22 protein-coding genes are annotated in these 19,661 nt (G+C 53.0%); 8 read left to right on the forward strand and 14 right to left on the reverse strand.

The features are described from left to right. Positions 1-63 precede the first annotated feature (63 nt). Both BMX91_RS01595 and BMX91_RS01600 read left to right on the forward strand, forming a co-directional pair. On the forward strand, positions 64-567 hold the full coding sequence (locus tag BMX91_RS01595) for a hypothetical protein (RefSeq protein WP_092049177.1): 504 nt from the start codon (positions 64-66) through the stop codon (positions 565-567). Between the two features lie 12 nt (positions 568-579). Continuing rightward, entirely contained in the window at positions 580-783 is a 204-nt protein-coding gene (locus tag BMX91_RS01600; protein WP_092049180.1) for a YlaI family protein, read from the forward strand. A 35-nt stretch (positions 784-818) separates the two neighbouring features. Here the strand turns inward: BMX91_RS01600 and BMX91_RS01605 are convergent, their stop codons facing one another. Both BMX91_RS01605 and typA read right to left on the reverse strand, forming a co-directional pair. Next, a complete protein-coding gene (locus BMX91_RS01605; RefSeq protein WP_407640868.1) occupies positions 819-1,163 on the reverse strand; it encodes a YlaH-like family protein in 345 nt (114 codons plus the stop codon). Between the two features lie 15 nt (positions 1,164-1,178). Next, the gene (typA, locus tag BMX91_RS01610) at positions 1,179-3,029 is read right to left on the reverse strand and encodes a translational GTPase TypA (protein WP_092049184.1); all 1,851 of its coding nucleotides are present in this window, start codon (positions 3,027-3,029) and stop codon (positions 1,179-1,181) included. Positions 3,030-3,146: 117 nt separating this feature from the next. Between typA and BMX91_RS01615 the strand changes: the two genes are divergently transcribed. Beyond that, the gene (locus BMX91_RS01615; RefSeq protein ID WP_092049187.1) at positions 3,147-3,332 is read left to right on the forward strand and encodes a YlaF family protein; all 186 of its coding nucleotides are present in this window, start codon (positions 3,147-3,149) and stop codon (positions 3,330-3,332) included. A gap of 66 nt (positions 3,333-3,398) precedes the next feature. Here the strand turns inward: BMX91_RS01615 and BMX91_RS01620 are convergent, their stop codons facing one another. Together BMX91_RS01620 and BMX91_RS01625 are read right to left on the reverse strand one after the other, a co-directional pair. After that, complete coding sequence (locus BMX91_RS01620; protein ID WP_092049190.1) at positions 3,399-4,196, reverse strand: inositol monophosphatase family protein; 798 nt, start codon at positions 4,194-4,196, stop codon at positions 3,399-3,401. A 130-nt stretch (positions 4,197-4,326) separates the two neighbouring features. Then, complete coding sequence (locus tag BMX91_RS01625) at positions 4,327-4,530, reverse strand: hypothetical protein (RefSeq protein ID WP_092049193.1); 204 nt, start codon at positions 4,528-4,530, stop codon at positions 4,327-4,329. Positions 4,531-4,702: 172 nt separating this feature from the next. Between BMX91_RS01625 and BMX91_RS01630 the strand changes: the two genes are divergently transcribed. After that, positions 4,703-5,320, forward strand: coding sequence for a DUF1054 domain-containing protein (locus tag BMX91_RS01630; protein WP_092049195.1), 618 nt, complete (start codon positions 4,703-4,705; stop codon positions 5,318-5,320). Between the two features lie 37 nt (positions 5,321-5,357). Here BMX91_RS01630 and BMX91_RS01635 read toward each other — a convergent pair whose 3' ends face one another. Together BMX91_RS01635 and BMX91_RS01640 are read right to left on the reverse strand one after the other, a co-directional pair. After that, positions 5,358-5,645 (reverse strand): UPF0223 family protein, encoded by a 288-nt coding sequence (locus tag BMX91_RS01635; protein WP_092049198.1) that lies wholly within the window; start codon positions 5,643-5,645, stop codon positions 5,358-5,360. 22 nt (positions 5,646-5,667) lie between these two features. Next, positions 5,668-6,627 carry an NAD(P)H-dependent flavin oxidoreductase gene (locus BMX91_RS01640; protein WP_092049200.1) on the reverse strand — a complete coding sequence of 320 codons (960 nt, stop codon included), beginning with the start codon at positions 6,625-6,627 and terminating at the stop codon, positions 5,668-5,670. Positions 6,628-6,775: 148 nt separating this feature from the next. Here BMX91_RS01640 and BMX91_RS01645 point away from each other — a divergent pair, with 148 nt between their 5' ends. Continuing rightward, on the forward strand, positions 6,776-8,248 hold the full coding sequence (locus BMX91_RS01645) for an aminotransferase class I/II-fold pyridoxal phosphate-dependent enzyme (RefSeq protein WP_092049202.1): 1,473 nt from the start codon (positions 6,776-6,778) through the stop codon (positions 8,246-8,248). 51 nt (positions 8,249-8,299) lie between these two features. Here BMX91_RS01645 and BMX91_RS01650 read toward each other — a convergent pair whose 3' ends face one another. The 6 genes from BMX91_RS01650 to BMX91_RS01675 all read right to left on the reverse strand — a co-directional run bounded on the left by BMX91_RS01650 (position 8,300) and on the right by BMX91_RS01675 (position 15,125). Continuing rightward, a complete protein-coding gene (locus tag BMX91_RS01650) occupies positions 8,300-9,202 on the reverse strand; it encodes a polysaccharide deacetylase family protein (RefSeq protein ID WP_092049204.1) in 903 nt (300 codons plus the stop codon). Between the two features lie 121 nt (positions 9,203-9,323). Then, positions 9,324-10,733 carry a dihydrolipoyl dehydrogenase gene (gene lpdA / locus BMX91_RS01655; RefSeq protein ID WP_092049206.1) on the reverse strand — a complete coding sequence of 470 codons (1,410 nt, stop codon included), beginning with the start codon at positions 10,731-10,733 and terminating at the stop codon, positions 9,324-9,326. 3 nt (positions 10,734-10,736) lie between these two features. Further along, a complete protein-coding gene (locus BMX91_RS01660) occupies positions 10,737-12,089 on the reverse strand; it encodes a dihydrolipoamide acetyltransferase family protein (protein ID WP_092050714.1) in 1,353 nt (450 codons plus the stop codon). Positions 12,090-12,122: 33 nt separating this feature from the next. Then, entirely contained in the window at positions 12,123-13,100 is a 978-nt protein-coding gene (locus tag BMX91_RS01665; protein WP_092049207.1) for an alpha-ketoacid dehydrogenase subunit beta, read from the reverse strand. A 3-nt stretch (positions 13,101-13,103) separates the two neighbouring features. Beyond that, the gene (gene pdhA / locus BMX91_RS01670) at positions 13,104-14,219 is read right to left on the reverse strand and encodes a pyruvate dehydrogenase (acetyl-transferring) E1 component subunit alpha (protein WP_092049209.1); all 1,116 of its coding nucleotides are present in this window, start codon (positions 14,217-14,219) and stop codon (positions 13,104-13,106) included. Between the two features lie 264 nt (positions 14,220-14,483). After that, positions 14,484-15,125, reverse strand: a complete 642-nt coding sequence (locus BMX91_RS01675) for a YkyA family protein (protein ID WP_092049211.1) — start codon at positions 15,123-15,125, stop codon at positions 14,484-14,486. Positions 15,126-15,269: 144 nt separating this feature from the next. Between BMX91_RS01675 and def the strand changes: the two genes are divergently transcribed. Further along, entirely contained in the window at positions 15,270-15,836 is a 567-nt protein-coding gene (def, locus tag BMX91_RS01680; protein ID WP_092049214.1) for a peptide deformylase, read from the forward strand. Between the two features lie 61 nt (positions 15,837-15,897). Here the strand turns inward: def and BMX91_RS01685 are convergent, their stop codons facing one another. After that, the gene (locus tag BMX91_RS01685) at positions 15,898-16,671 is read right to left on the reverse strand and encodes a Cof-type HAD-IIB family hydrolase (protein ID WP_092050717.1); all 774 of its coding nucleotides are present in this window, start codon (positions 16,669-16,671) and stop codon (positions 15,898-15,900) included. Between the two features lie 270 nt (positions 16,672-16,941). Between BMX91_RS01685 and BMX91_RS01690 the strand changes: the two genes are divergently transcribed. Then, entirely contained in the window at positions 16,942-17,151 is a 210-nt protein-coding gene (locus tag BMX91_RS01690; RefSeq protein ID WP_092049216.1) for a DNA-dependent RNA polymerase subunit epsilon, read from the forward strand. 5 nt (positions 17,152-17,156) lie between these two features. After that, positions 17,157-18,827 carry a ribonuclease J1 gene (gene rnjA, locus BMX91_RS01695; protein ID WP_092049218.1) on the forward strand — a complete coding sequence of 557 codons (1,671 nt, stop codon included), beginning with the start codon at positions 17,157-17,159 and terminating at the stop codon, positions 18,825-18,827. 115 nt (positions 18,828-18,942) lie between these two features. Here the strand turns inward: rnjA and BMX91_RS01700 are convergent, their stop codons facing one another. Continuing rightward, positions 18,943-19,602 carry a potassium channel family protein gene (locus BMX91_RS01700; RefSeq protein ID WP_092049220.1) on the reverse strand — a complete coding sequence of 220 codons (660 nt, stop codon included), beginning with the start codon at positions 19,600-19,602 and terminating at the stop codon, positions 18,943-18,945. Positions 19,603-19,661: the final 59 nt, after the last annotated feature.

A 19,661-nucleotide genomic window follows, 5' to 3' on the forward strand; every position in this document is an offset into this window, starting at 1 on the left:
TTCCCTCTTTTGCCGGAAGCTGCTTTGCTGTAAACTGAATATGCGACTGACTGGAGGAGATACATGATGATCATCATTCCAATACAGGGAAATTGTAAGTACCGCATCTCTCTGGATCCGACGACCTGGATCTTTGATGACCGGAAACTTGACCTGAAGACATATTTTGTCGAGGAAAAAGTAGAGAAAGACACAATGGGCGATTATATCAAGGCGACTTCGAAGCATTGGTCACGGGAGCTTATGGAAGGCGCGAAAACCGAGGCGGAGCTGGGGAAGCCAAAAAAGAAATTCAAAAAACAGGAGCTTCTCAACGGCACGTTCGGCATTGTCCTGGAACCCTTCCTGAAAAACGCCGAGCCTGAAGCCGATGCCGAAAATGTGGTTTTCACAGACCGCGAAGGAGGCGAACATCGCTTCCCGATCAAAGACGCCTACGGAATGATTTTCCAATTCAGCTCGGAAGGCAAGCCGCTCGGTGAGGAAGGGCCCGCTTTCCTAGTCATGCCGGACGGTTCCAATATGGAGAATCCGATCAAGGGTATCCGCTCCATCACATTTGTGTAAGGAGGTGGAGTGATGCTTGTACGCTGTGTTATGTGTGACCGGGAAGAAGAGATTCCGGAAATCTCTCCGGAGGCGAAACGACTCCGTAACCGGCCGATCCATACGTATATGTGCCGCGAGTGCCATGATCGCATTTCAGAAAAAACTGCGGAGAGGATCGCCACAGGCCGATTCACCTTCCGGCGCACCTCCGAATCATCGGAAGAGCAGTTCTGACCAATAACAGAAGAAACTAAAAAAAGATTCCACGCTCATACGGGCGTGGAATCTTTTTGTTCGTTTTTATCATCACTCATCCGGCGCATCTTATAAATGATCAGGATCAATGCCGCGACAATCAGCCCTTCCACGATCGGAAGGAAAAATGCGAGGAATGTGAGCACCAGGCAGCCGAGCAGAAGAAACAGATAGATAACTGCGTTCTGCCATAGCTTCAGCTTTTTCGCAAATCCAAGATAATACACGAGGGCCGACAAAGCGAATATGATGAAGAACAGGACATAGCCCGCGGAGTTGAAGGATGGCATCACTTCATAGATATAGCGGGAGATGGCCGACATTCTTCCGAAAACTTGCTCCTCTTGCAAAACGGACATTCCTTTCGGATGCGGTTACGCGTCCTGCTCCGCCAGCTTTTTCTTTTTCGCTGCCCGCTCCCGTTCGTTTTTGTCGAGGAGCTTTTTGCGGAGGCGGATGGACTTCGGCGTGACCTCACAATATTCATCATCACTGAGGTATTCGAGCGCTTCCTCAAGCGACATGATTCGGGGTTTTTTCAGAGTTGTCGTCTGGTCTTTAGTCGCAGAGCGGACGTTTGTCGCCTGCTTGACTTTCGTAACGTTCACGGTCAGGTCATTTTCGCGGCTGTGCTCTCCGACGATCATGCCTGCATACACTTCCGTGCCCGGCTCGACAAAAATCGTGCCCCGATCTTCCACCTGAAGTATACCATATGGCGACGCCATACCGTTATCCATAGAGACGAGGACACCCTGGTGACGTCCGCCGATCCGGCCTTTCTGCAGCGGCTGGTAGCTGTCGAATGTATGGTTCAGGATACCGTAGCCGTGTGTCATGGTCATGAACTCGGTCGTATAGCCAATAAGGCCGCGCGCAGGCACGTTGAATACAAGCCGGACCTGGCCGTTGCCGTTATTGACCATGTCGAGCATCTCGCCTTTGCGTTCGCCGAGCGATTCGATGACCGAACCGGTGTACTCTTCAGGCGTATCAATCTGCACGCGCTCCACAGGTTCGCAGCGGACTCCGTCAATTTCACGGACGATGACTTCAGGCTTGGAAACCTGCAGTTCATAACCTTCCCGACGCATGTTCTCGATCAGGATGGAAAGGTGAAGCTCACCACGGCCCGATACAATCCAGGCATCAGGAGTATCTGTCGGATCAACACGCAGGGAAACATCTGTCTGAAGCTGTTGCTCAAGTCGTTCTTCGATCTTGCGCGCAGTGACCCACTTGCCGTCCCGCCCGGCGAACGGGCTGTTGTTGACGAGGAACGTCATCTGGAGCGTCGGCTCATCGACGAAGAGAGCAGGTAGCGCATCCGGATGATCGACCGGACAGACAGTCTCCCCGACATCGATGTCCTCAAAACCGGAAATGGCGACGAGGTCCCCTGCATGGGCTTCTTCGATTTCTATCCGTTTAAGGCCCATGAACCCGGACATTTTGGTGATCCGGAAGTTCTTCAGCGTTCCGTCGTTCTTCATGAGGACGACCTGTTGGCCGACATGCATCGTTCCGCGGAACACCCGGCCGATTCCGATCCGGCCGACATAGTCGTTGTAATCCAGCAGCGACACCTGGAACTGAAGGGGCTCGTCCCGGTTGTCGACAGGGGCAGGAATATTTTCCAGAATTGATTCGAACAGCACCTGCATATTTTCTCCCTGATCTGCAGGATTGGGCGAAAGGCTTGCGGTTCCGTTGATGCCGGATGCATAGATGACCGGGAACTCCAGCTGTTCGTCGTTAGCATCCAGTTCGATGAAGAGTTCAAGCACTTCATCGACCACTTCTTCGGGGCGGGCAGCGTCTTTGTCAATTTTGTTTACGACAACGATTGGCTTCAGATTCTGTTCTAGTGCTTTTTTCAGTACAAAACGGGTCTGGGGCATGGTGCCCTCATAAGAGTCAACGACAAGCAGTACGCCGTCGACCATTTTCAGGATCCGCTCGACCTCGCCCCCGAAGTCGGCGTGGCCGGGCGTATCCAGAATATTGATTTTGATGTCGTGGTATTGGACAGCGGTGTTTTTCGCGAGGATCGTGATGCCCCGCTCCCGCTCGATGTCATTGGAGTCCATTGCGCGCTCATCGACGTGTTCATTAGAACGGAAAATGCCTGATTGCTGCAGCAGCTGGTCGACAAGTGTCGTTTTTCCGTGGTCAACGTGGGCAATGATGGCGATATTACGTAGATCTTGACGAATGTTTGTCATAGTTTCACTCACTTTTCTGTTGCCGGATTCATAACTGTGCTATTATATCACAGGAAAGCCATTTGTCATCTAATAACTGCCAAGTGGAGAATATAGCCGTGTCCGGAGGAATCATTCATGAAGAACGTACAATGGGTATTCGTCTTTTACGCCCTCGCCGCACTTTGCTCGATGCTTGCGATCGGCGTTGCCATCGGCTTGAAAAGCATCCTTGGAATCTTCGGCGCCATTATCCTTCTGATCGTCATCATGGGGATGGGCTTCAAGACAAAAAAATCCATGCGGGATAAAGGGTTGCTGTAATAGGGTAATACCCTTCTTCGCCCTGACCCAATCAAAAGCGGAACCCGTCAGCGGGCTCCGCTTTTATTATGTCCGTTTCAGCCGGATATATTGATCGAGTACCGTTTGGTGGAGCCCCGGCCGCGCGGCGATAAATGTATCTTTTGATATCATGTCCAGTTCTTCCCCGCGGAGGTTGGACGCAACCGCGCCGACTTCACTTATGATCACGGAACCGCCGGCTACATCCCATGGCGCGAGCCTCATGGAAAGATATGCATCGAGCCTCCCAGCGGCAACATGTGCCAGCTCAATTGCAGCAGACCCATATGAACGGGTTCCACGGCAGTCGGAGACAAGCTGCCCGATCGCTTCATGTTCGATGTACCGGTTTGGCGTCACCCAGCTGGCATTCACCCCGATAATCGCCTTTTCAACCGGCACCGGTGCCAGCATTGGCAACCGCTCGTCGTTCCGATAAGCGCCTTCTCCGCGATAAGCGTGATAAAAATCATCCGCCATCACATCATAGATATAGCCGAGCATTCCAATCCCGTCAGCGTAGATGCCCAGCGAAATGGCAAAATTGCGCTGCTGGTGGATAAAGTTCATCGTCCCGTCAATCGGATCCAAGATCCAGACCACACCTTCACCCGATCTGACGTCATCGCCGAATCCTTCCTCGCCGAGAATACGGTGACCCGGAAAATCCCTGCGGATCCTCGAGATGAAAAACTGCTCGATGTCCCGGTCGATATCGGTCACCAGGTCATTGGCGTCGGCCTTGGTCTCAATCTGTATTTTACCGGCAAAGCTGACCCTGATCCGGTGGCCGGCTTCCTTGATCAATGACTTTGCATAACGGTCTATGGCTCCCCAGTCCATATACGGCTCCCCCTTCCCGCCTGCAGGCAGCAGGCCGTCTTTTCATTATAACCGAAAGAGGATCCGCATCATTCAATGAAGCTTGAATGACTCCGGATCCCCTCGGTCCCTGCCCGCCCGGCTCCGACGGTCAGTTCGCTTTGAATGCTTCATATTTCTCCAGTTCGGCGTGAATCTCCTTTAATCGTTGCTTGCTTTTCTTCTTCTGGTCGTTATCCGATTGGGACATGGCATCGTACAGGGTTGCGAGTTCATAGTCCAGCTCCAGGTTCAGCATGCTGATATACTGTTTTTCAACTTCGGCTTTGCGGATCACATGGATGACTTGTTTCATGTGGATGCACCCTTTCACGGATTTTTTTGGTCATCTCCACTCTGAGTTCGTCGTTTGCCCGCGCTGTTCGTTGAGATGTCCTGTTGCAAAGATTGTTCCCCGTTTTTTGTTACAATAAACGTTGCGGACCAAAAACGAATTGAACAGTATTCAATCGAAAGAAGGGATTCAAATGGAGTTCAACGGTTTCAGACAGGAAGACTTTGATACATTCCAAATTGACGGGCTCGCCGAACGCATGGAAGCCATAGAAGCCCGCATCAGGCCGAAATTCCGGGAACTTGGCAGAGAGCTCACGGATGACCTCTCTGCCATACTCGGCCAGGAGATGCACCTCCACATCGCCAAACATGCCCGCCGAACGGTGAATCCTCCGAAGGACACCTGGCTCGCCATTGCCGGTGACAAGCGCGGCTATAAGAAACATCCGCATTTCCAGGTCGGGCTATTCGATGACAGGGTGTTTATCTGGCTGGCATTCATTTATGAGCTTCCCGATAAAGCGAATATCGCCCAGCGCTTCCTGGACAGGATCGATACGGTCGAAGCGACGATACCGGACAGCTATGTGATTTCCCAGGACCATATGCAAAAAGGGGCAGAACAGGTTTCCGACATCGATTTGGCTGGTGCCCTGGAGCGTTTCAGGACGGTCAAGAAAGCCGAACTCCTTATCGGCCGCAATATCCCTGCCGGCGATCCGCTGCTGGAAGACGGTGAGGCGTTTTACCGGGCTGCGAAAGAGACGTTTGATACGCTTGTTCCACTTTATAAGATGGCATACAGCTGATCCGCAATGCGGGAATCAGACAAAAAGGAGCGGCGGCTTATCGCCCCGCTCCTTTTATGATGGCTTCATCCGGCAGATCTTTCAGCTTCTTGATCACCGGGTAGGCCGCATAGCCGCTTGCATCTTCAAACTCCGTAAAGAGCTTTTTTTCACCTGACTTTGACGGTTCGATTTCTTTGAATTTACGATAGGCAGTCATCAGTTCCCCCCGCCGGATCCCGCTTTCATATGCTTTTTCCACGGCTTCGAAAAACTTGACCGCGTTAATGATTTCATCTGTTGTCCAGTCCGTCCGGAGCGGATACGAGTAGCCTTCACTTGCCATTGTTCATCCCTCCCTGTCTTGATCAGTTGCCCCACTTTGCACGGATCTGGCCGGCTTCATGCACCATGCGTCCGAACAGTTCTTCCACGGTCGGCACGTCCTCGATGAGGCCGGCCACCTGGCCGGCCCAGCCGAACCCTTGATCGGACATCCCGTCATGGATAAAACGCCGGTTCGCTTCCCCGCTGATATAGGTTTTTAACGCTTCGTAAGTCGGGTCCTGGCGCTCAATCTCCAGAATTTTGTCCGTCCAGTCTCCCGTCAGCACTCGGGCAGGAGCGCCGATCGAACGTTTAATGATGCTGGTGCCCGTTTCTGAAGCGGAAATAAGCGCTTCCTGATAGGCTGCGGATGCATCCACGCACTCTTTGGTCGCGATAAACCGCGTTCCCATTTCGATACCCTCGGCGCCGAGTGCATGTGCCGCCATCCAGCCCCTGCCATCTCCGATACCGCCCGATGCGATCACAGGGATGGAGACACTGTCCGCGACGCGCGGGACGAGCACCATAGTGCCTACATCGTCCCGGCCGAGGTGGCCGCCGCCCTCCTGGCCAACCACCATGACGGCATCAGCTCCCAGGCTTTCCGCTTTCTGGGCTTGCCGAACGGCTGCGACCAGCACTAGTTTTTTGATGCCGGTACCATCCAGGCGTTCCAGAAGAGGAGCCGGGTTGCCTCCCGTCATCGTCACTACCGGGACCCCTTCCTCTATCGCAACATCCAGCATGTGGTCAAACGCACGGCCATGCTGCCCGATGGCATAGTTGACCCCGTATGGCTTGTCCGTCATTTCTTTTACCTTGCGGATCTCACTTCGCAGCTCGCCCGGTCCCGGCAGGCTCATCGCCGTGATCTGGCCGAGTCCTCCCGCATTTGACACAGCCGCCGCCAGATCGGCATAAGCGAGATACGCCAGTCCCCCCTGGATGATCGGATACTTTACCCCTAGCAATTCGGTGACCCTTGTGTTCCATTCCATGCAAATCCCCCCCTGACTCCATCTTATCTTATGGGGAGGAGAAGTTGAACCCAGTCTGCCCGGTCCGAACATTTCAATGACATCCGTCAGCAGCGGTGCTATAATATGCCCTTGAAATCCTGAATCATGAGAACGAGGAGGATCCAGATTGTCACAGCTCGAAACACCATTGTTCGACGCGCTCCTGAAACACCGGAACCGTCACCCGATCCAATTCCATATCCCCGGCCACAAAAAGGGGCGCGGAATGGATCCCGCATTCCGTGAATTCGCCGGAGACAATATCCTGTCGGTCGATCTGATCAACATCGCCCCACTGGATGATCTCCATTCACCAAGAGGACCGATACACCGGGCACAGGAACTTGCCGCCCAGGCGTTTGGAGCCGATTATACGTTTTTCTCCGTACAGGGAACGAGCGGTGCAATCATGACGATGATCCTCAGCGTCTGTGAACCCGGTGACAAAATCATCATTCCCCGGAATGTCCATAAATCCATCATGTCCGCCATTGTCTTTGCGGGGGCCGTACCGGTCTTTATCCATCCGGAAGTTGACCCGGAACTCGGAATCTCGCACGGCATCTCTGCGGAAGCCGCCGAGACGGCGCTCGCCGCCCATCCTGATGCCAAAGGGCTGCTCGTCATCAACCCGACCTACTTCGGAGTATGCGCCGACCTGGAACGGATTGTCGACATCACGCACTCTTACGGCATCCCGGTGCTGGTCGATGAGGCACACGGCGTCCATATTCATTTCAACAACAGTCTTCCTGTTTCCGCCATGCAGGCAGGCGCAGACATGGCTGCCACCTCCGTACACAAGCTGGGCGGCGCGATGACCCAAGGCTCAGTCCTGAATGTGCGGGAAGGGCTTGTGTCGACCAAGCGGGTCCAATCCATCCTGTCGATGCTGACGACCACGTCCACATCCTATCCGATCCTGGCATCGATCGACTGCGCCCGCAGGCAGCTCGCCGTCCATGGGAGCGACCTGCTGGACGAAACGCTCCTGCTTGCCAAGGACGCCAGAAAAAGAATCAATAAGATTCCGGGACTTTGGTGTCCGGGGAGGGAACTGATCCGCAGCTCTGCCACCTTCCATATGGATCCGACAAAACTTCTGATCAGCGTCAAGGATCTGTCGATCACCGGCAACCAGGCGGAAGTGTGGTTGCGGGAAAATGCCAATATCGAAGTCGAGTTGTCCGACTTGTATAATATCCTGTGCATCCTGACGATCGGAGATACCGGAAAAGAGGTTACTCTTCTGATCAACGCACTCAAGAGGATGGCCGCTACGTTCGCCCCGGATGGATCGGAACGCCCGCCGTTCGTGGCTCTTCCGGAAATTCCGGCACTCGCGCTTACTCCGCGGGACGCCTTCTATGCACAGACTGAAGCTATCCCTCTTGATGAAGCGGAAGGGCGGATTTCCGCCGAATTCATCATGGTCTACCCACCGGGGATCCCGATCATCATCCCCGGTGAAATCGTCACACAGGACAACATCGACTATATCCGGATGAACATGGAAGCCGGTCTTCCTGTCCAGGGACCCGAGGATGACACGCTGCAGAACCTCCTCGTCATCAAAGAGAGGATGCCGATCATTTCGTGAACAGACTTAATACGGAAAATGGAGAGCGCGGAAATCTGCGCTCTCCATTTTTTATTGGGCCGTTTCCGGCATTTTGATGGTCGCCGGATCGATCAGCGTATAGCCTTTGTCCCGTAGCCCCTGAACGATCTTCGGAAGCGCCGCGGCCGTCCATTCACGATCATGCATCAGGAGGTTCGCGCCGTTGTTGAGGAATTCCGTATTCACCATGATATCGGCAAGGGCTTCCCCGTTCTGATATTCCGGCTCCCAATCATAGCCGTATGTCCAGTTCATGAGGAGCATTCCTTCCTCCGCTGCCAGCTGGCGGGTGAAATCCGTGTTCACTCCAAACGGCGCGCGGAAGAACTTCGGCTTTTCCCCCGTCACCTGTGCAACGATTTCGTTTACACCAAGGATCTCCTCACGCTGAGCCTCCTGTGGAATCTGCTTCAGATTCGGATGCGACATTGTATGATTGCCGATAGGGAATCCCATTTCATGGATTTCCTTCAGCACCGCCTTTTCTTCATCGGTATCGATAAAGTGTCCGTTGACGAAAAAGATGGCTGGCGCATCCAGCTCCTTCAAGGTCTTCGCCATCTCAAGTGCATGCTTGTCCGGAGCATCGTCGATCGTCAGCAGAGCAGCCTTTGGATCTGCGTTTCCGATCGGCTCAAACGACCAGGTGACTTCATTCAGCTCATAAAGCGGTTCTGCAGGTTCTGCAGGTACTGCCGAAGCCGGTTCCTGCTTCTCCCCACTTTCTTCTTTATCAGCTTCATCTGCTACATCAGCTGATTCAGTTGAATTCCCCTCTGAACTGCCGCTGTCTTCCTGTTCCTCAATCTGTTCATCCTGTTGATCCGCCGCATTATTTGTTCCGTTGTCTGCAGCATCCTCCTGGCCCACGCATCCTCCAAGCAGGAAAGCCGCAACTGCGGCACACACCATCCAATTCCGTCCGATTTTCATAGCTGCAGTCACACCCCTTTTCTTCTATCAGTCTATCATCGCCAAGGGATACGGCACAATGCGACAAAGGGAGTTTCAGGAAATGAAAAAGAGAGCGGAAAGTCCGCTCTCTTGTGTGGAATTATTTAAGGATATGGATCGGGTTGCCGAGAACGACTTCCGCTGCTTCCATCGAAATCTCCCCGAGTGTCGGGTGAGCATGGATGGTCATGGCAATGTCTTCGACTGTCATGCCTGCTTCGATGGCAAGGCCAAGTTCCGCGATCATATCGGATGCGCCTGCACCGACGATCTGTGCACCGAGGAGCAGTCCGTCTTCCTTACGGGATACCAGTTTGACGAAACCGTCGGAAGCGTCAAGCGCAAGCGCACGGCCGTTTGCTCCGAACGGGAATTTGCCCGCCGTCACTTCGTAGCCTTCCGCTTTAGCCTGCTCTTCGTTCAGGCCGACTGTCGCCAATTCCGGATCCGTGAAGCACACAGCCGGGATGGCCAGGTAATCGACTTCCGATTTTTCACCTGCAATGGCTTCAGCTGCGATCTTGCCTTCGTACGAAGCCTTATGCGCGAGCTGTGGTCCAGGGACGATATCGCCGATTGCAAAGATGTTGGACACGCTTGTGCGGCCCTGGCGGTCGACTTCGATCAGGCCGCGCTCGCCGAATTTCACGCCGGCTTCTTCGAGGCCCATTTCGTCCGTGTTCGGACGGCGTCCGACTGTAACGAGTACGTAGTCCGCCTCGATTGTCTGTTCTTCACCTTTGGCTTCATAAGTGACCTTGACGCCGTTTTCTGTTTCCTCAGCGCCTTTCGCCATTGCTTGTGTGACGATTTCAACGCCCTTTTTCTTGAGGCCTTTTTTTACGATTTGTGTCATTTGCTTTTCGAAGCCTGCGAGGATGTCCTTCGCGCCTTCAAGGATCGTCACTTCGGAGCCGAGATTAGCATATGCAGAGCCGAGTTCTGTGCCAATATAGCCGCCGCCGATGACAACCAGCTTGCCAGGCACTTCCTCAAGGTTCAGTGCACCGGTCGAATCGATGATGCGCTTCGAGAACTTGAACGAAGGAATCTCGACCGGACGGGACCCGGTAGCGATGATCGCATTTTTGAATTTATAAGTCTGTGCGGATTTATCATCCATGACACGGACTGTGTTGGCGTCAACAAAGTAAGCTTCGCCTTGTACGATTTCTGCTTTATTTCCTTTCAGGAGGCCTTCGACTCCACCGGTCAATTTCTTGACGACGCTGTTTTTGAATTCCTGCGCCTTGGAGAAGTCGAGTTTCACATCGGAGGTGCTGATGCCCATGTTGTCAGCACCTTTTGCTTCGACGAAGCGGTGTCCGACACTGATGAGCGCTTTGGATGGGATGCAGCCTACGTTCAGGCACACGCCGCCAAGATTTTCACGTTCTACAATCGTAACCTTCTGGCCGGTCTGTGCTGCGCGAATCGCTGCAACATATCCCCCCGGGCCGGAACCGATGACGATTGTATCCGTTTCAATTGGAAAATCACCTACTACCATTATTTACGCCTCCATTAGTAAAAGTTCCGGATTCGACAATAGTCGCTTAATATGGTTCAGCGCCTGCTGCGCAGTTACGCCGTCGATCATCCGGTGATCATAGCTCAATGACAATGCTAACATAGGAGCCGCCACAATTTCACCATTTTTGACAACCGGCTTTTCTGCAATGCGCCCGATTCCGAGGATTGCGACTTCCGGGTGGTTGATAATCGGTGTGAACCATTGTCCGCTTGCGGAACCAAGGTTCGAGATGGACATCGAGCCGCCCTTCATCTCGTTTGGCGACAGTTTGCCATCTCGGGCTTTTGCGGCGAGCTGGTTGATTTCATCAGAAATTGCGAAGACCGATTTCCGGTCCGCATTTTTAATGACCGGTACAAGCAGACCGCGGTCAGTGTCCGCCGCAATGCCGACATTATAGTAATGCTTCTGGATGACTTCTTCTGTCGATTCATCGTAGGACACGTTAAGTTGCGGATATTCACGAAGCGTGCTGACCAGTGCCTTTACGACATACGGGAGGTATGTCAGCTTGATTTCCTTCTCTGCTGCGATTTCCTTGAACTTCCGGCGGTGCTCCACAAGTGCAGTCACATCGACTTCATCAAGGTGCGTAACATGCGGTGCTGTATGCTTCGAGTTGACCATCGCCTTGGCGATTGCCTTCCGGATGGAGGAGATTTTCTCCCGGGTTTCCGGGAATTCCCCTTCCGGCAGCTGTGTTGCCGCTGCCGGACGTGCCACTTCTTCTTCTGCGGGCGCAGTATCCTGGGCCGCTGCCTCAGGGGACTGTTCTGCTGCAGGTTTTTGTCCGCCGCTCAGGAATGCATCCACATCCTCTTTCAGGATACGTCCATTTTTGCCGCTTCCTTCAACTTCATGGATGTCGATGTCATTGTCACGGGCATATTTGCGGACAGACGGCATGGCGATCACGCGTCCGCCTGACGGCTTGTCCGACTTTTTCGCGGCTGCAGGTGCCGTGCCTTGCTCTTTTTCGGTTTTAGGAGCTTCTTCCTTATCCAGGTCCTGCCCGGACTCCATTACAGACTGAACCTGGTCGTCGGTCTTGTCTGTGCCGCTTTCAGGTGCGTCTCCTTCATCTCCTTGATGATCCGGCGAATCGATCTTGATAAGGAGATCGCCGACAACTGCGACTTCCCCTTCGCCGACCAGGATGTCTTCGACCGTACCGTCTACGGGAGAAGGGATTTCAACGACTGCTTTGTCGTTCTGCACTTCGCACAGAAGGTCGTCTTCCTTGATGGTGTCGCCTTTGCTGACGAACCACTTTACGATTTCTCCCTCATGGATACCTTCACCGATATCCGGCATACGAAATTCAAATGCCACGCCTCTCACCCTTTCTTTTTTCAAAATCGTTTATCAGAATTCAAGAACCTTCTTAGCGGTTTCTACAATATCTTTTGCACCTGGCAGCCAAGTGTTCTCACCTTGTGCGTATGGATAAATCGTATCAGGGGCTGCTACCCGCAGTACCGGTGCTTCAAGGCTCAGGATTGCGCGTTCCGTGATTTCGGCAACGACGTTTGCCGCGACACCCGCCTGACGCTGTGCTTCTTGGACCACGATTGCGCGGTTAGTCTTTTCAACCGACGAGATAATGGTTTCTACATCGAGCGGCTGGACTGTCCGTAGGTCGATGACTTCAACCGAATGACCTTCCTTCTCCAGTTCTTCAGCTGCCTTCAGGCTTTCGCGGACCATGGCGCCGTATGTGATGATCGACAGGTCCGTGCCTTCTTTTTTCACATCGGCCTTGCCGAGCGGGATTGTGTATTCTTCCTCCGGAACTTCTTCGCGGAACGAGCGGTATAGTTTCATATGCTCCAGGAAGATGACCGGATCTTCATCCCGGATTGAAGAAATGAGAAGCCCTTTTGCATCGTACGGGCCGGAAGGAATGACTACTTTAAGACCCGGTTGCTGCGCCATGAGTCCTTCAAGGCTGTCGGCGTGCATTTCAGGCGTGGCCACACCGCCGCCAAACGGCGAGCGGATCGTCACCGGCGCGTGGAAATGGCCGGCACTGCGGAAGCTCATCCGTGCAAGCTGGCCACTGATCGAATCCATCACTTCATAGACGAACCCGAAGAATTGAATTTCCGGTACTGGGCGGAAGCCCTGCAGTGAGAGGCCGACCGCCAGTCCGCCGATGCCGGATTCGGCCAGCGGCGTATCGAATACACGGTCTTCCCCGAATTCTTTCTGGAGTCCTTCCGTAGCACGGAAGACGCCTCCATTAACGCCGACGTCCTCCCCGAAGACGAGGACATTTTCATCGTTTTTCAGCTCATTACGGAGTGCATCCGTAATCGCCTGGATCATCGTCATTTGTGCCATCGGTCACTTCGACTCCTTCGCTGTATAGATATCAAGCTGTTCTTTCACGTTCTCAGGCATTTCACCGCGGTACATGATATTGAGGAAGTCGCTCACTTTCTGTTTAGGAGCGGCATCCGCCTTCTTGATGGCTGCCTTGATTTCTTCTTTGGCACGCTCGATCACTTCGTTTTCCTTTTCCTCATTCCAGAGGCCCTTGCTCTCGAGGTATTTGCGGAAACGGATGAGCGGATCGCGTTTTTCCCATTCCGAATCGGTTTCGGATGTGCGGTAGCGGGTCGGGTCATCCCCGGCCATCGTATGTGGCCCATAACGGTAACACATAGTCTCGATCAGTGTCGGTCCGCCGCCGTTCAGTGCGCGTTCGCGAGCCTGTTGCGTGACCGCATAAACTGCCAGCGGATCCATTCCATCGACGAGTACACTTGGAATGCCTGCAGCAATCCCCTTCTGGGCAAGTGTTTTCGCCTTTGTCTGGAGAGAGCGCGGCGTCGAGATCGCATACTGGTTATTTTGGATGATGAAGATTGCCGGCGAGTTGAATGCACCTGCGAAGTTGATGCCTTCGTAGAAGTCACCCTGAGATGTTCCGCCGTCACCCGTATAAGTGATGACAACCGATTTCTCTCCCCGCTTCTGCTTGCCGAGTGCTACGCCGGCCGCCTGGATGTACTGGGCACCGATGATGATCTGCGGAAGGAAGATATTGACTCCATCAGGAACATCACTGCCATGGAAGTGACCTCTGGACCACAAGAACGCCTGCTCAAGCGGGAGGCCATGGAAAACGATCTGAGGGACATCCCGGTATCCCGGAAGGATGAAGTCATCCTTTTCCAGAGCATACTGGGAAGCAAGCTGGGAAGCTTCCTGGCCGGCAGTCGGCGCATAGAAGCCCAGGCGTCCCTGGCGGTTAAGGGAGATTGAGCGCTGGTCAAGGATCCGCGTCCACACCATGCGGGTCATCAGTTCTGTCAGTTGCTCATCACTCATTCCAGGATCCATCTCTTTGTTGACGATTTCCCCTTCCTCATTGAGGACTTGGAGCATTTCGAATTTATCCTCGATTTCCCGGAGATTTTGTTCCGGATCGAATGCGTTCGCCTTCTTTTGAGCCATTGCGGCAACTCTCCTTTATCTGTATTATCATTTTTGTTTTGTGAATTGGTACACCTGATTCATTTCGGATTATACAAGAACGTGAAACCTCAGTCAACACAAGGCTTTGAAAGCGCTTTTAGTATTAGTACACAGCGCCGCATTCATCAATCTGTATTAACACATAGCTCTGAATTGTTTTAGCCCATGGGAAAGGACATTTCCAGTATTCCCTTTATGAAAATGAAAAAACGCCCGAAAGCATTTACTTTCGGGCGCGTCGGATCAATTGCCTTCGCTTTCGGCGATGGTGTCATAGGCCATTTTTTTCTTTTCATTGACCGTATCCGTCGCTTCGTTAAAGGTACTTGCAGCGGCCTTGACTTCAGAATTGGCGCTGTTGACAGCTTCCACTTTTTCCTGGATAGACTGGAAGTCAGCTTCCTCATCTGTCGCCAGGCTGTATAATTCTTTCTGAATTTCTGAGGCTTTCTCGTATAGTCCGGAGAATTCCTCATGGGCGCCATAACGGTCAGCCATCGATTGCTTCAGATTATCAATGGCATCTCTGACCGGATCCCCGTCTTCACCGATTTCGTCCAATCCGGAAAGCTCTTTTTCGGCTTGGCCAAGCGCATCTCTGCCTTCTTCAAGGAGGCTGAGGCGTTCATCTGCCGTGCTGTCCGCCTCGGCTGCCATTGCCGCCAGCTCCTCCCGGTCCTCCTGTGTAAGCTCCATCATCTCATTGAATAATTCAAATTCCTCTTTTTCAAGCGATACCATTTTTTCCTGGGCTTCCAGGAACGGCTGCTCCTTTTCCTGAATCGTTCCAATTGCATCCGATAGCCTGTCTTCAGATGATGCACCGAAAGAGCAGGCGGAAAGGAGCATCGCCGCAAGCGCAGTGCCCGCCAATCTGATTTTCATGCCAGTCTCCCCTTCCCTTTCCTGTTTCTACTATATTCTCTGTAAGGGCTGTTTTCAATCGGACGGGACATTTTGTTTCATCAACCCGCCAGTGCCGTATATAATGATAGACAAGGTAAACCGCACGAAAGGAAGTCAGCTGCCATGATTACGATGGATCAGATTATCCGCGAAGGTCACCCGACCCTTCGGAAAAAAGCGGAGGAATTACAGTTTCCTCTGACAGAAGAAGAAAAGAAAACCGCTGCCGAGATGCTTGTGTTTCTTAAGAACAGCCAGAATCCCGAGACAGCGGAAAAATACGGACTCCGTGCGGGTATTGGAATAGCCGCCAACCAGATCGATGTGCCAAAACGGATGTTCGCCCTGCATATTGTCGATGAAGGCACGGAGCCGCTCAGCATGACGATTGTAAATCCGAAGATCGTGAGCCACTCTGCCCAAAAGTCTTATCTGCCCGGCGGTGAAGGCTGTTTGTCCGTTGACCGGGATGTGCCCGGATTTGTTCCGCGCTATTCCAAAATCACGGTCAAAGGCTTCACGCCGGATGGCGAACCGATCAAAAAGCGGCTCAAGGGCCTCCAGGCCATTGCCTTCCAGCACGAGCTCGATCATCTGAATGGCGTCATGTTCTACGACCATATCGACCCGGACGAGCCGTTCCGGAAATATCCTGACGCAGAACCGCTGAAAACAGACGAAGAAAAATAAAACCGGGACCGCTTTACGGCCCCGGATCTATTGCAGACAGGCGAACCCTGTCTGTATTTTTTTAGATGAGTTTCAGCTGGTCAAGGATTCTTGCGATGCCATCTTCCGATACATCACCCGCAATGTAATCGGCCTTCTTTTTGGCTTCTTCGTGGCCATTTCCCATGGCCACTCCCACACCGGCAGCCTCCAGCATCTCGATATCGTTAAGGCCGTCCCCGAATGCGACGGCATCGGACATCGTCAGCCCTTCCCGATCGAGGATCCGCTGCATGCCTCCTGCTTTGGACGTTCCTGCCGGAAGGATATCGGTGGACGTGCGGTGCCAGCGGACAAACTTCATTTCCGGGAAAGCCTCGGCGTATTCCTGTTCCTGCTGCTCGGTGCAGAACAAGAGCGCCTGGTGGATCGGCCTTTCCATGTAAAACGTTTCCGATGCACGCGGGTACGGCATTTTAAGCGAACTCAGGCTGTCTCCGACATGCGGATGCCCGGTCTCCGTTGCGACCATTTCCCTGTCGGCCATGAAAATTAACGGGAACCGGTCCCTGTCCGCCTTTTCCTTTATGCGCGCTAGGACATCCGGTTCGATGATACCGCCATGAATCAGTTCGCCCTTGTGGACGACATATTGTCCGTTAAAGCAAATGTATGTATCGACGTCCAGGTCTTCAAGCACCGGACCGACCATGAATGGCGCCCGCCCGGTTGCAATGGCGACAAGATGGCCTTTTTCACGCGCAGCCATAATCGCTCTTCTGGCTGACTCGGGCAACTTTTTCTCATGGTCGTACAGGGTGCCGTCGATATCGAAAAAGAGGATTTTCTTCGTCATCAAAATCTCCGCCTTCCTATATAACTTCTTTCACCTTGCACCTTGACAGAACATTCAAAAAGGACTATAATGACGACAAGGAGTGATAGCCATGCTTAAGCGCCTGAAACGCAAATGGTTGAAGCGGCTCAATGGCATCCTCGGCAAAAAGTCCATTGCATAGTGAACTCATGCCCCCGCAACTACGGGGGCTTTTCTTTATTTCACTGTGCCTGCATGCTATTATAAACGATATGGCAAGTATTTGAACGTGAAAAAGGAGAGCAGACCATGATCTACAAAGTGTTCTATCAAGAAAACATGAATGAAGTACCAGTCCGCGAAAACACGAAGTCACTGTACGTGGAAGCAGAATCGGAACGCGCAGTCCGTGCCGCGCTGAAAGATCGCAACCTGTACATCGAATTCATCCAACTACTCGAAGACGGCCATCTGGAGTACGAGAAAAACTCGCCGGACTTCCGCATTGAACAGGTGTGACGCGGATGAAATCGGTCAAGAATGATCAGACAGCCGTATTTGCGCTCGGCGGACTGGGCGAAATCGGCAAAAACACGTATGGGGTGCAATTCCAGGATGAAATCATCCTGATTGATGCCGGAATCATGTTCCCGGAAGATGATCTTCTCGGCATCGACTATGTCATTCCCGACTATACGTACATCGAACGGAATGTCGATAAAATCAAGGGCCTCTTCATTACACACGGCCATGAGGACCATATCGGCGGCATCCCGTATCTGCTCAAGAAAGTCAATATTCCTGTCTACGGCGGAAAACTGGCACTGGGCCTTCTGCGCAACAAGCTTGAAGAGCACGGACTTCTGCGCCGTACGAAACTCATCGAAGTGAAAGAAGAGGAAGTCATCAAGTTCCGCAAGACTTCGGTCAGCTTCTTCAGGACTACACACAGTATCCCGGATGCCTTTGGGATTGTTGTCAAAACGCCTCCCGGCAACATCGTCCACACCGGCGACTTCAAATTCGACTTCACACCTGTCGGAGAGCCGGCGAACCTGGCGAAAATGGCACAGATTGGAGAAGAAGGCGTCCTTTGCCTCTTGTCCGACAGCACCAACGCGGAGGTCCCTGATTTCACGATGTCCGAAAAAACAGTCGGAGAAAGCATCGATGAAATCTTCAGGAAAGTGAACGGGCGTATCATCTTCGCTACGTTCGCTTCCAACATCTACCGACTGCAGCAGGCAGTGGACGCCGCGATCCGGCACGGCCGCAAGATCGCCGTATTCGGACGCAGCATGGACAATGCCATCACCATCGGGACAGAGCTTGGTTACATCAATGCCCCGAAGGAAATGTTCGTGGATACTCAGGCACTGAACCGCCTCCCTGCCAATGAGGTCATGATCCTCTGTACAGGCAGCCAGGGGGAACCGATGGCAGCACTTTCACGGATCGCAAACGGCACTCACCGGCAGATCCAGATCCAGCCTGGGGACACGGTCATCTTCTCGTCTTCCCCGATTCCGGGGAATATCGCAAGCGTGAACCGGACGATCAACCTGCTGTTCCGTGCCGGAGCGGAAGTGATCCATGGGTCACTCAACAACATCCATACTTCCGGCCACGGCTCCCAGCAGGAACAAAAACTGATGCTCCGCCTGATCAAACCGAAATTCTTCATGCCGATACACGGCGAATACCGTATGCTGAAGACGCATGCCGGGCTTGCCGTGCAGTGTGACGTGCCGGAGGACAACATTTTCATTATGGAAAATGGAGATGTTCTCGCGCTCAGTGCAGACGAAGCCCATCTGGCGGGTAGAATCCCGTCAGGTGACGTCTACATCGACGGCAGCGGAATCGGCGACATCGGCAACGTCGTTCTTCGGGACCGCCGCGTCCTTTCAGAGGATGGACTCGTCATCGTGGTCGTCACGCTCAACAAGGCGAAAGGCAAGATTGTGGCCGGACCTGATCTGATTTCCCGAGGATTCGTCTACATGCGCGAATCCGGACAGATGATCAACGAGGCGCAATCGATGCTGAACCGCCGCCTCCGTCAGACCGTCGCCAACTCTGATACACCTGATACAGATGCGCTCAAGAGCCAAATCACCGATATTCTCGGCCCGTACCTGTACGAACAGACCAAACGCAAGCCGATGATCCTTCCGGTTGTCATGGAAGTCTGAGTGCTAATATAAAAAAGCTGCGCGGAACCGATTCCGTGCAGCTTTTTTAATCGAAGCGGATGTAGCCTTCATCAAAATAGCCCATGCGGAGATCACTTCCGCATGGGCTATTTGTTTAGTGCAGTGCTTTTTTTTCAAATCGGAGAATATCTGCATCCGACCCGATAATGATCAGGATATCTCCCTCTTGGATGCGCTCTTCCGCCAGAGGGGAAACGACTACGTCTTCTCCCCTCTTGATCGCCACGATATTGATGCCATACCTTGCACGGATATCGAGGTCCAGGATGGAATGGCCGGCAAGCATCTCATTGGCCTTGATCTCCATGATGGAGTGCTCTTCAGACAGTTCGAGGTAATCGAGTATATTGTTTGATATCATATGATTCGCAATCCGGATGCCCATGTCCCGCTCCGGGTGGACGACCTGGTCCGCCCCGATCTTCTCGAGCACCTTCGCGTGATAGTCATTTTGTGCTTTCACGGTGATTTTCTCAACGCCAAGTTCTTTCATGATCAGTGTTGTCAGTATGCTTGACTGGATGTCTTCACCGATGGCGACAATCACGTGTTGGAAATTCCGGATGCCCAGCGACACCAGTGCTTGTTCGTCGGTCGTATCCGCCACGACGGCCTGTGTCGCAATAGATGCGAATTCGTCCACCCGTTCCGGATCCTGATCGATGGCGAGGACGTCTGCCCCCTGTTCCACCAGTTCCCGGCAGATGCTGCCGCCGAAACGGCCCAATCCGACAACGACAAACTCTTTTTTCATCAGTCTTTCCTCCAGCCGCCGGTCCCGTTGTGCGGGCCGCGCGTAAAATACAGCTTTAC

Source organism: Bhargavaea ginsengi, from assembly GCF_900109165.1.
GTDB classification, from domain to species: domain Bacteria; phylum Bacillota; class Bacilli; order Bacillales_A; family Planococcaceae; genus Bhargavaea; species Bhargavaea ginsengi.